This window comes from Nonomuraea sp. NPDC049709, assembly GCF_040674815.1.
In the GTDB taxonomy this organism is placed as follows: Bacteria; Actinomycetota; Actinomycetes; order Streptosporangiales; family Streptosporangiaceae; genus Nonomuraea.
Map to the genome: position 1 here is coordinate 62,669 of NZ_JBFANM010000026.1, position 10,687 is coordinate 73,355.

At 73.7% G+C, this 10,687-nt stretch carries 11 protein-coding genes and 1 tRNA gene; 5 read left to right on the forward strand and 7 right to left on the reverse strand.

Annotated features, from left to right (window positions below; genetic code table 11):
* The first annotated feature begins 16 nt into the window (after positions 1-16).
* Genes AB0J69_RS26180 through AB0J69_RS26190 form a run of 3 tightly spaced genes read left to right on the forward strand, consistent with a single transcriptional unit; the run spans position 17 to position 3,236 of the window.
* Entirely contained in the window at positions 17-1,450 is a 1,434-nt protein-coding gene (locus AB0J69_RS26180; protein WP_364122254.1) for an aldehyde dehydrogenase family protein, read from the forward strand.
* Positions 1,447-2,568, forward strand: coding sequence for a CoA transferase (locus tag AB0J69_RS26185; RefSeq protein WP_364122257.1), 1,122 nt, complete (start codon positions 1,447-1,449; stop codon positions 2,566-2,568). Before AB0J69_RS26180 ends, AB0J69_RS26185 begins: the two co-directional genes overlap by 4 nt.
* Complete coding sequence (locus AB0J69_RS26190; protein ID WP_364122259.1) at positions 2,565-3,236, forward strand: GntR family transcriptional regulator; 672 nt, start codon at positions 2,565-2,567, stop codon at positions 3,234-3,236. The genes AB0J69_RS26185 and AB0J69_RS26190 overlap by 4 nt, the downstream gene beginning before the upstream one ends.
* Positions 3,237-3,276: 40 nt before the next feature.
* Here the strand turns inward: AB0J69_RS26190 and AB0J69_RS26195 are convergent, their stop codons facing one another.
* The 5 genes from AB0J69_RS26195 to AB0J69_RS26215 form a co-directional block, all read right to left on the reverse strand.
* Complete coding sequence (locus AB0J69_RS26195) at positions 3,277-3,855, reverse strand: hypothetical protein (protein ID WP_364122261.1); 579 nt, start codon at positions 3,853-3,855, stop codon at positions 3,277-3,279.
* 73 nt (positions 3,856-3,928) lie between these two features.
* Positions 3,929-4,723 carry an alpha/beta hydrolase gene (locus tag AB0J69_RS26200; RefSeq protein ID WP_364122263.1) on the reverse strand — a complete coding sequence of 265 codons (795 nt, stop codon included), beginning with the start codon at positions 4,721-4,723 and terminating at the stop codon, positions 3,929-3,931.
* Between the two features lie 51 nt (positions 4,724-4,774).
* The gene (locus tag AB0J69_RS26205; RefSeq protein WP_364122265.1) at positions 4,775-5,980 is read right to left on the reverse strand and encodes an amidohydrolase family protein; all 1,206 of its coding nucleotides are present in this window, start codon (positions 5,978-5,980) and stop codon (positions 4,775-4,777) included.
* A complete protein-coding gene (locus AB0J69_RS26210) occupies positions 5,977-6,408 on the reverse strand; it encodes a GAF domain-containing protein (protein WP_364122267.1) in 432 nt (143 codons plus the stop codon). The genes AB0J69_RS26205 and AB0J69_RS26210 overlap by 4 nt, the downstream gene beginning before the upstream one ends.
* The gene (locus AB0J69_RS26215; RefSeq protein WP_364122269.1) at positions 6,405-7,781 is read right to left on the reverse strand and encodes an MFS transporter; all 1,377 of its coding nucleotides are present in this window, start codon (positions 7,779-7,781) and stop codon (positions 6,405-6,407) included. Before AB0J69_RS26215 ends, AB0J69_RS26210 begins: the two co-directional genes overlap by 4 nt.
* Positions 7,782-7,937: 156 nt before the next feature.
* Between AB0J69_RS26215 and AB0J69_RS26220 the strand changes: the two genes are divergently transcribed.
* Positions 7,938-8,825 (forward strand): MurR/RpiR family transcriptional regulator, encoded by an 888-nt coding sequence (locus tag AB0J69_RS26220; RefSeq protein WP_364122271.1) that lies wholly within the window; start codon positions 7,938-7,940, stop codon positions 8,823-8,825.
* Positions 8,826-8,830: 5 nt separating this feature from the next.
* Here the strand turns inward: AB0J69_RS26220 and AB0J69_RS26225 are convergent, their stop codons facing one another.
* Positions 8,831-9,370, reverse strand: coding sequence for a hypothetical protein (locus AB0J69_RS26225; protein ID WP_364122273.1), 540 nt, complete (start codon positions 9,368-9,370; stop codon positions 8,831-8,833).
* Positions 9,371-9,457: 87 nt separating this feature from the next.
* Positions 9,458-10,564 carry a selenide, water dikinase SelD gene (gene selD / locus AB0J69_RS26230; protein WP_364122275.1) on the reverse strand — a complete coding sequence of 369 codons (1,107 nt, stop codon included), beginning with the start codon at positions 10,562-10,564 and terminating at the stop codon, positions 9,458-9,460.
* Positions 10,565-10,586: 22 nt separating this feature from the next.
* On the opposite strand from selD, the gene AB0J69_RS26235 reads away from it, so the two are divergent.
* Positions 10,587-10,679: transfer RNA gene (locus AB0J69_RS26235), tRNA-Sec, on the forward strand.
* The last annotated feature ends 8 nt before the right edge of the window (positions 10,680-10,687 follow it).

Here is a 10,687-nt window from a genome sequence, read left to right on the forward strand (position 1 = left end):
TTAGAGTGCGTTGACCATGGACGTTCTGAATCTCATCGGCGGTCGATGGATCGAGGGAGAGGGCGCGGAGTTCGCCGACACGAACCCCGCGCGCCCCTCCGAGGTGGTGGCGCGCGGCCGGTTCGCCTCCGTGCCCGAGGTGGAGCGGGCCGTCGCGGCGGCCCGTGCGGCCGCGCCCGGCTGGGCCGCGACCCCGCACCACGCCCGCGCCGCCGTCCTGGTCGCCGCCGCCGACCTCGTGGACCGCAGCGCCGAGGACTGGGGTGCCGAGCTGGCCCGCGAGGAGGGGAAGACGCTGCCCGAGGCGGTGGCCGAGGTCCGGGGCGCGGCCCGCATCCTGCGCTACTACGCCGGTGAGGCCGACCGGGAGAGCGGCGAGATCTTCGCCTCGCCGCGCCCCGGCGAGAACGTGCTCGTCGTCCGCAAGCCGGTCGGCGTCGCGGGGCTGATCACGCCGTTCAACTTCCCGATCGCCATCCCCGCCTGGAAGATCGCCCCGGCGCTGACGTACGGCAACACCGTGGTGTGGAAGCCCTCCTCGCTGGTGCCGCTGCTGGCCTACCGGCTGGCGTGGGCGCTGACGGAGGCCGGTCTGCCGGACGGGGTGCTCAACCTCGTCCACGGTGAGGCGGACGCCGGCTCGGCGATCGTCGGCCACCCGGGCGTGGACGCGGTCTCGTTCACCGGGTCCACGGCGGTCGGCCGGGCCGTCATCGCGCGCTGCGGCGAGCTGGGCAAGCCGGTGCAGACCGAGATGGGCGGCAAGAACGCCTCCGTCGTGCTCGCCGACGCCGACCTCGACCACGCCGCCGAGCAGGTCTGCCTCGGCGCGTTCCGCTCGACCGGGCAGAAGTGCACGGCCACCTCCCGGCTCATCGTGGCCGACCGGGTGGCCGACGAGCTCCTGGAGCGGGTCGCCGAGCGGGCCGCGCGCCTCGTGGTCGGCGACCCCCTCGACGCGGGCGTCGAGATGGGCCCGCTGGTGAGCTCGACCGCCCGGGAGCGGGTGTCGGCCGGAGTGGCGCGGGCCGTGGAGGAGGGGGCCAAGCCGCTGGCCGGTGCCTCGCCCGTCGACCGCGAGGGCTGGTTCGTGCCGCCCACCGTGCTGGACCTGCCGGGGACCGGGGTGGACTTCTGGCGTACCGAGCTGTTCGGGCCCGTGGTGGGGGCCGTGCGGGCGGCGAGCGCGGAGGAGGCGCTCGGGCTGGCGAACCTCAGCGACCACGGCCTGTCGGCGGCCGTCTTCACCCGGGACCTCGGGGTGGCGCTCCAGGCGGTCGATCGGCTGGAGGTGGGGGTGCTGCACGTCAACTCGGAGTCGGCCGGGACGTTCCCGTACGTGCCGTTCGGCGGCGCCAAGCAGAGCGGGTTCGGGCCCAAGGAGCAGGGGCGGGCGGCAAGGGAGTTCTACACCCGCACCGTCACCGTCTACCTGGGGGCCCCGGCGTGAGCGGTGCGCTGTCCGGGCTGCTGATCGCGGACTTCAGCAGGGTGCTGGCCGGGCCGTACGCGACCATGTTGCTGGCCGACCTGGGGGCCGAGGTGGTCAAGGTGGAGCGGCCGGGGGCGGGGGACGACACCCGCGCCTGGGGGCCGCCGTACGCGGGGGGCGAGGCCACGTACTTCCTGGGGGTCAACCGCAACAAGCGCTCGATCGCCCTCGACCTGCGGGCGGACGTGGAGGTGGCGCGGGCGCTGGCGGCCCGGGCCGACGTGGTCGTGGAGAACTTCCGGCCCGGCACGATGGACCGGCTCGGGCTCGGCTACGCGGCGCTGCGGGAGCTCAACCCGGGGCTGGTCTACTGCTCGATCACCGGGTTCGGGTCGGGCGCCGGGGCCGGGCTGCCCGGATACGACCTGATCGCGCAGGCGGTCGGCGGGCTGATGAGCGTCACCGGCGAGCCGGACGGGCCGGGCACGAAGGCCGGCGTGGCGGTGGTGGACGTGATCACCGGCCTGCACGCGGCGCTGGGGATCCTGGCGGCCCTGCGGCACCGGGACGGCACCGGCGAGGGGCAGCGCATCGAGGTCTCCCTGCTGTCCTCGCTGCTCTCGGCGCTCTCCAACCACTCCTCCGCCTACGCCGCCGCGGGTGTCGTGCCCCGCGCCATGGGCAACCGGCATCCCAGCATCGTGCCGTACGAGGTGTTCCAGGCCGCCGACCGCCCGATCGTGATCGCGGCGGGGAACGACCGCCAGTACCGCGCGCTGTGCGTGGCCCTGGACCGGCCGGACCTCGCCGAGGACGTCCGGTACGCCACGAACGCCGCCCGCGTGGCCGCCCGCGACACCCTCGTCCCCGACCTGAACGCCGCCCTCGCGGCCCGCACGGCGGACGAGTGGTTCGAGCGGCTCAACGCGGCCGGGGTGCCGTGCGGCCCGATCAACGACCTGGCCGCCGCCTTCGCCCTGGCCGAGGAGCTCGGCCTGGAGCCCGCCGTCGAGCTCGGCGGCGCCGGCCAGGTCGCCAACCCGCTGCGCCTGAGCGCCACCCCGCCCGCCTACCACCGCCCGCCGCCGGCGCTCGGGCAGGACGAGGCGTGGGTTCGTGAGATATTGGGGCCGTGAGTCCGGAAGAGGCGCGACGCAGGCCCCCCACGGCTCAGCAGTTCGTGCTGGCCGAGCTGCGCCGTGCCATCACCACCGGCCGGCTGCGGCCCGGCGCCCCCATCCGGCAGGACGCGCTGGCCGAGGAGCTGCAGGTCAGCCGGGTTCCCCTGCGCGAGGCACTCAAGATCCTCGAAGGCGAGGGGCTGGTCACGTACAAGGCGCACAAGGGCTACTGCGTCGCCACGCTCTCGCTCGACGACCTGCGCGAGGTCTACCGCATCAGGCAGCTGCTGGAGGAGGAGGCCGTGCGCCGGGCCGTCCCCAGGCTCGGCGACGATGACCTCGCGCGGCTGGAGGCGGCCCAGGACGAGGTGGAGCGGGCCGCCGCGGCGGGCGACGTGTCCGCGATGGCCACCGCCAACCGGGTGTTCCACATGACGTTGTTCGACTGCGCCGGGATGCCGCGCCTGGCCCGGCTGATCAGGACACTCTGGGACACGACCGACGCCTACCGGTCGATGTACTACGGCGACTCGGGCAACCGGGAGCGGGTGGTCAAGGAACACCGCGCCACCCTCGACGCACTGCGCCGCCGGTCCGCCGACGAGGCCGTGGCCACGCTCGACGTGCACCGGGACCACGCGGTGGCCGAGCTGGAGCCGCTGCTCGACGTGCAGGGTCGCTGACGCGGGTGCAGGGCCGGCAGGTGCTCGGCGGGCAGGGTCGCTAGCGCAGGTCGAGGGCCGACAGGTGCTCGCCCCGGTGGCCGAGCAGGCCCAGCTCCTTGCCCGCGCGGCCGGCGCGCCAGGCCAGCGCCTGCAGGCCGTGGTCGGGGACGGCGATCTCCCGTTCCTCCAGCCGCACGACGCCCACCTCGGCCGACAGCCGCACGAGGCCGAAGGCCACCCACCTGGAGGGGCGGCGCAGCCACGGCACGGGGCTGGCGTTGAACAGGGAGCTCTCCCCGGGCCGCGCGTGCCCGTTGAGCGCGGCGGCCCCGGGGCGCGGGCGCAGCACGTCCTCGTCCTCCGGGCCGGCCGCGGTGGTGCTCCCGGTACGCAGGCTCCAGCGCCCGCCGGGCTTCGGCGAGAGCAGCCAGACGTCGAACCAGAACCGCCCGACGCCGTCGAGCCGCGCGAAGGCCGTGGCCGCCAGGCGCTCCCCGACGTACAGGGAGAGCGGGGTGAACCGGTGCCGGCCGCCGAGCGTCTCCGGCAGCTCCTTCGGCAGGCCGTGGATGATCAGCCGGTGGCTCTCGGTGGCGGGGGTGTAGCCGAGATATTCAGCGCGGTCCACGGGTCTCATCGTCGGTACCTTGCCTTCCGGAGGAGGCCGACTTCATCGAATCCTTCCAGATCGGTCCGGGGACGTCATGCCATCAGGGCCTGCGGACGCGTTCGGCCAGCTCCACGACCGCGCCGACCAGCTCGCGGCCGTCCAGCAGGGCCAGGTCGTTGTGCCCGGCCCCGGCCACCTCCACGGTCGTGGCCCGCGCGGCCTCGGCGACCGTCCTGCTCAGGCGCGGGGGCACGATCGTGTCGCGGCTGCCGTAGACGACCACGACCGGCGCCCCCACCTCGCCGATGCGGTCCGCGACGGGGAAACGGTCGCGCAGCAGGGCGCGTACGGGCAGGAAGGGGTAGTTGACCTGGCCCGCGGCGGCCAGGTCGGTGAAGGGCGAGCGCAGCACCAGCCCATCGGGAGGCTGCTCCAGCGCGAGCCTGGTCGCGACCGCCGCGCCGAGGCTCTCGCCGAAGTAGACGACCCGCGGGCTCCGGATCGAGGCGCGGGCGGCCAGGGCGTCGAGGAGGAGACCCTCCTCCGTGGGGCTGCCCGGGTTGCCGCCGTAGCCGCGGTAGTCCATCAGCAGCACCGCCAGCCCGTGCGCCGCCAGCGCGCGGGCCAGCGGCGCGCGGTGCAGGCGGTTGCCCGCGTTGCCGCCCGTGACCAGCACGGTCACGTCGTGGTCGCCGGGCACGTACCAGGCGGCGAGCCGGATCCCGTCGCGCGTCGTGAACGACACGTCGCGGGCGCCCGGGATCACCGCGGCGGCCGGCGGCACCGGCCTGCCGTCGGGGAGGTAGATGAGCCGCCGCTGGAACACCCACAGCAGCCCGAGCAGCAGGATCAGCACCGCGGCGACCACCAGGGCGGTGCGCGTCAGCGTCGTCACGCACACCAAGGTACGCACCAGCCGGACGTCCGGCGATCGCGCCTCGGGGTGTCAGACGATCGTGCCCGCCTGGACGACGTGGCGCAGGTGCTTCTGATCGGCCAGCACGCCGATGTCCTCCAGCGGATCCCCGTCCAGCACCAGCAGGTCGGCGTGCGCGCCCACGGCCAGCGTGCCGATCTCGCCGGCCAGCCCCACCAGCTCCGCCGCGCCCGTCGTGGCCGCCCGAAGCACGTCGATCGGCCGCTGCACCTCGGCCCGGAGCCGGAACTCCTGGCTCTGGTGCCGGTGCATGCCACCCAGCAGGTCGGTCCCGTACGCCAGCCGCACGCCGCCGCGCGCCGCCCGCTCCAGCGCGGCCAGGCCCGCCTCCAGCACCTCGTCCACCTTGCGCCAGCTCCGCTCGGGCAGGCCGAACTCCCGGCCCTCCTCCTTGAGCGCCCAGTACGTCACCAGCGTCGGCACCAGGAACGCGTCGTGCCGCAGGAACAGCTCGACGCTGGTGTCGTCGATCAGGTTGCCGTGCTCGATGGAGCGCACCCCGGCCTCCAGGGCCCGGTTGACGGCCCGCGCGGTGTAGGCGTGGGCGGCGACGTACCGGTTGGCGGCCGCGGCCTCGTCGACGATCGCGCGCAGCTCGTCCATCGAGTATTGGGTCGAGTCGATGCGGTCGGTCGGCGAGGCCACGCCGCCGGAGGCCATGACCTTGATGTGGTGCGCGCCCTTGCGCAGCTCGTCGCGGGCGGCGGTGCGAACCGCGTCCACGCCGTCGGCCACCCGCCCGACGCCCGCGCAGCACGGGTGGTCGTCGTGCAGGTGCTCGCCCCGGCCGCGGAAGTCGGCGTGGCCGCCGGTCTGGCTGAGCCCCTTGCCGCAGAACAGCAGGCGCGGACCCCGGATGAGGCTCTCCGCCTGCGCGTCGGCCAGCCCGAAGTCGGCGCCGGAGGCGTCGCGGACCGTGGTGAAGCCGCGGTCCAGCATGCCGCCCATGATGCGGGCGCTGTGGGCGGCGACGTACGAGGGGGACATGGAGCCGAGCGTGCCGAGGTTCGCGGTCGAGGCGGTGACGTGCACGTGGGCATCGATCAGGCCGGGTACGACCCGGGCGCCCGCCAGGTCGATCACCCGCGTCCCGTCGGGCGCGCCGAGCCCGCGGCCGGTCTCGGCGATGCGGCCGTCGGCGCAGCGCAGGTCGCCTTCGGCGTACTCGCCGGTCGCGACGTCGAGCAGCAGGGCGTTACGCAGCAGCAGGCTCATGCGGCACCTCCGAGCAGGGCGGGAGTGACCTTCCCGGCGATGGACTGCGCGGCGGCCACGGACCTCTCGTCGTAGCTACCCTCGGCGTCGAGGATGTTCAGCACGCCGAGCACCTCGCCCTCCTCCCCGATCACGGGCACGTTGATGATCGAACCGCACCCGAGGCTCTCGATCAGCTCATGGTCGGCGAAGATCTCCCGTACGGCGGCCTTGTCCGGCCCGAAGTACGGCCGCCGCCCCTCGATGCAGGTGGCCAGCCAGTCCTGGGCGACCTCGACGGTCTTCTCGCCGCCCACCGGGTACTGCCCGGGATGGCTGCTGTGCACGCGGCGCAGCGCCCGCCGTTCCGGCACCCAGGCCAGCACGGTGAACAGCCGCACGCCCACCTCCCGGCGTACCGTCTCCTCCAGCTCGTTCAGGTCCTTCACCTGGTCGCCTCCTCAGTGGTGGGTTCCGTCAGCTCTTCCAGCGATCGCCCGGCCGTGGCCAGGCCGAACACGACCACGCACACCACCCCGGCCACCAGCACGGCCGTGGTGAGCCCGAACACGCCGCCGAAGCCCAGTTTCGCGGCCGACAATCCGATGATCGTGGGGGCCAGGATGCTGCCGACCCGCCCGAACGCGCTCGACAGGCCGGTGCCGGTGGCGCGGATCCAGGTGGGGAAGACCTCGGGGGTGTAGGAGTAGACGCCGGCGTACGTGCCGTTCAGGAAGAACGACAGCACCGCGCCGGCGAGCGTGATCGTGACGGGCGTGTCCATCTGCGACAGCCAGAACGCGCTGACCGCCGAACCGGCGAGGTAGATCGCGATCGTGTTCTTGCGGTCCAGCCGCTCCGACAGCCAGGCCGCCGAGAAGTAGCCGGGGATCTGCGCCAGATAGATGATGATCGAGAACTCGAAGCTCTTGGTGACGGTGATGCCGCGCTGCACCAGCAGCGTGGGGATCCAGGAGAAGAACCCGTAGTACGAGAACGTGATCACGAACCACACCAGCCAGATCACCGCGGTGCGCCGGGCCATCACCGGGCTCCACAGGAACCGCAGCGCGCTGAGCAGGTTCACCTTCGGCGTCTCGGTGGCCGGGGCGGTGGCGGTCTCGGGCACCGGCGGCAGCGGCCTGCCCGTGGCCCGCTCGACCCGGCGCTCCAGGTCGGCGACCACCGCCTCGGCCTCCGCCGTACGGCCCTGCTGCAGCAGGAAGCGCGGCGACTCGGGCAGCGAGCGGCGCCACCACAGCAGCATCACGATCGGCAGCGCGGTGATCAGCTGAGCGATCCGCCAGCCGTCGTCCAGCGTCGGCACCACGAACCGCCCGATCAGCGCGGCCATCACGAACCCGAACGAGAAGAACCCGGCCAGCGCGCCGATGAACCACCCGCGCCGCTTGGCGGGCACGAACTCCGACAGGAACGGCGCGATGATCGCACTCTCCGCCCCGGCCCCCGCTCCGGCCAGCACGCGGGCCCCGAGGAACACCTCATAGTTCGGGGCGAACGCGGCCACCACTGAGAAGACGGCGTAGAAGGCGAGTGCGTACATCATCACCTTCTTGCGGCCGATGCGGTCGCCGAGCAGGCCCGCCACGGTCGCGCCGAACAGGAACCCGAACGGCGTCGCGGACCCGATGAAGCCGAGCTGGCCGTTGGACAGGCCCCAGACCTCCTGCGCGCTCGGCAGCAGGAACGCGACGACGGCCGAGTCCATGCCGTCGAAGGTGTAGCCCAGACCGCCGATCAGGAGCAGGACATAGTGCGGACGGCTCAGCGGGAGCCGGTCCAGACGGGCCAACAAGGTCATTGGACACACCTTTCCCCAGGTCATGGCCCTGCAGGTCAATTGCGAAGCAACATATAGTGCGGATCGTCAAAATTGCAATGGTCTTTGCAGGTTTGCCTTGTTACAAGCGCGTAGCATGTTCCCGGCCGGTGGGCGGCCGGGTGGGAGAGGGAGCCTGTGACAGAGCACGTCGCCACGGACAGCTTCGAGGACTGGCTGCGCGAGCGGCTGCCCGTGCGCGGGCTGCGCGGCAAGGCGGCCGCCGTCCTCGAGCTCCTGCTCTCGCAGCCGCGCCGGGCCTCGTTCGGGTCGGCGGGGGAGCTGGCCCAGCTCGCCGGGGTCAACGTGGCGACGGTCACCCGTACGGCGCAGGCGCTCGGCTTCGCCGGCTGGCCGGCGCTGCAACAGGAGTTGCGCGCCCGCTACCTGTCCTCGCTGAGCGCCGGCCAGGTCGCCGCCGAGCACCGCGGCACCGGCTCGCCCAGCTCCCGCTCCCTGCGCCGCGACCTCGACAGCCTGGCGCTGCTCAACCGGCGCCTGGACGAGGCGGTGCTGCTCACGATCGCGGAGGCCATCGCGGGCGCGCGCCGCACGGTGATCGTCGCCGACGGCAGCTACGCGGCCGTCGGGCTGGCGCTCGCGCACAACGCCCGGCTGGCGGGCTACCCGGTGACGGCGGTGACGGCCGGGGACGCGGAGCTGGCGAACACGATCGCCGCGATCCAGGCCGGGGACGTGCTGATCGCGATCAGCTTCTGGCGGCTGTACGAGAGCACGGTCCTGGCCGCCAACGAGGCCCGGTCACGCGGGGTGCGGGTGTTCGCCCTGACGGACGCGGCCAGCCCCGCCCTGGCCAGCGCGGCGGAGCAGGTCGTGATGGTGCCGGCGGAGGGGGAGGCGTTCTTCCCCTCGCTGACGGCCGGCATGGCGGTGGCGCAGGCGCTGGTCACGCAGCTCGCCGCGGTGGACCCGGCGCGTACGGGGGCCTCGATCGAGGCGGCCGAGGCCATGTGGACCAAGTTCGGCCTGCTGCACCGCCGCCCCACCTCGGGCGAGCCCGGCTGAGCCGGTTACAACCAGCTGGCCCGGACGCTCGTGGCGGACTCCGCGCCGGCCGGGGTCTCCGGGGCGGCGGTGCGTACGGTGTCGAGCAGGCGGCCGACGGCCTCCACGATCTCCGGCGCCCGCTCCCGCAGACCGCTCACATCAGCCGGGCTCACCTCGTCACGTCCCACCCCGGCCTGGTCGAGCACCCCTTCGAGATCGCCCAGCCGCTCCGCCAGCCACTTCAGCGGCTCCTCCGACAACCGCGAGTCGAACACCCGCCGCCCCGGCTCCCACCCCTTCACTCCGGGGTGGTGATGGGTCCGGTCGAAGCTCCCGGGTGTCCCCGAGACCGACTCCAGCAGGTCCACCCGCCAGATCGGCCGGTCGACGGTGATGGGGCGGGCCGAGTAGATCGAGCCCTTGAGCTCGCCCGGCTCCAGCCGGCGCAGCTCCAGCCGCACCCCGCGCTCCGCCCCCTCCTGGCCCGGGGTGGGGTTGGGGTCGACGAAGTAGATGTCGCTCACGGCGACGCCGATCCGCTCGAATCCGAAGAGGTAGAGCACGGGAAACCACGTCCTTCGCAGGTGTCGGGCACGCCTCACCCAACGTAACACCGCGCGCCACGGGACGATCAACACGTGACGCCGCCCTCACCGCACGATCAGGGCCTGCTCGCCACGGGCCACCAGCTCACCGATCACCACCGCCCCGGGAATCTCCCCCGCCACCAGCAGCCCGCCCGAGGTCTGCGCGTCCGCCAGCAGCAGCAGCTCCTCCTCCGGCATCCCGCCGGCGGAAAGGTGCGGCGCCACCCAGGCCAGGTTGCGCCGGGTGCCGCCGCTCACATACCCGTCCCGCACGGCCTGCCGGGCCCCCTCCAGGTACGGCACCGCGCCCGCCGCCACGACGGCCGTGACCCCGCTCGCCCTGGCCAGCTTGAACAGGTGCCCCAGCAGCCCGAACCCGGTCACGTCGGTGGCGCAGCGAGCCCCCGCCGCGCGGGCGTGGCGGGAGGCGTCGCGGTTGAGCGCCGTCATGGACGCGACCGCCTCGGGGAAGACCTCGCCGGTGGCCTTGTGCCGGGAGTTCAGCACGCCGACGCCCAGCGGCTTGCTCAGGCACAGCGGCAGCCCGGGACGGCCGGCGTCGAGACGCAGCAGGCTCGCCGGGTCGGCCAGGCCCGTGACGGCCAGGCCGTACTTGGGCTCGGCGTCGTCGATGCTGTGACCGCCGGCGACGGCGCACCCCGCCTGCCCGGCCACGTCCACCCCGCCGCGCAGCACCTCGCGGGCCGCCTCCATGGGGAGCAGGTCGCGGGGCCAGCCGAGCAGGTTCAGGGCCACCAGGGGCTCGCCGCCGACGGCGTAGACGTCGGAGAGCGCGTTGGCGGCGGCGATCCGCCCGAAGTCGTACGGGTCGTCGACGACCGGGGCGAAGAAGTCGACCGTCGAGACGAGCGCGCGGTCGCCGTCGATCCGGACGACGGCCGCGTCGTCACCGTGCTCGAGCCCGATCAGCATCTCCCCGGCCCCGGTCGGGCCGGGGAACCCGGCCACGCCCGCGTCGGAGAACCCGGCCACGCCCGCGTTGGTGAACCCGGCCACGCCCGCGTTGGTGAACCCGGCCACGCCCGCGTTGGTGAACCCGGCGCCGCCCGGCGCGGGGAACCCGGCCAGCACCGCCTCCAACTCCCCGGGCGGGATCTTGCAGCTGCAACCGCCACCACGGGCGTACTGCGTGAGCCTGAGATCCGTCATATCGTGAGTATCGTCTTCCTTTGGAGGCGCGTGTGTTCTGGTGGGCACCCCGGTCTTCAAAACCGGTGGGCGGCGCGCGGCGTCGCCGGCGGGTTCGATCCCCGTGCGCCTCCGCGCCCCGAG

Coding starts and splice junctions, on each gene's coding strand:
- selD (WP_364122275.1), bottom strand. CDS start 10,564: ATGACGGATCTCAGGCTCACGCAGTACGCCCGTGGTGGCGGTTGCAGC.
- AB0J69_RS26195 (WP_364122261.1), bottom strand. CDS start 3,855: ATGAGACCCGTGGACCGCGCTGAATATCTCGGCTACACCCCCGCCACC.
- AB0J69_RS26180 (WP_364122254.1), top strand. CDS start 17: ATGGACGTTCTGAATCTCATCGGCGGTCGATGGATCGAGGGAGAGGGC.
- AB0J69_RS26215 (WP_364122269.1), bottom strand. CDS start 7,781: ATGACCTTGTTGGCCCGTCTGGACCGGCTCCCGCTGAGCCGTCCGCAC.
- AB0J69_RS26205 (WP_364122265.1), bottom strand. CDS start 5,980: ATGAGCCTGCTGCTGCGTAACGCCCTGCTGCTCGACGTCGCGACCGGC.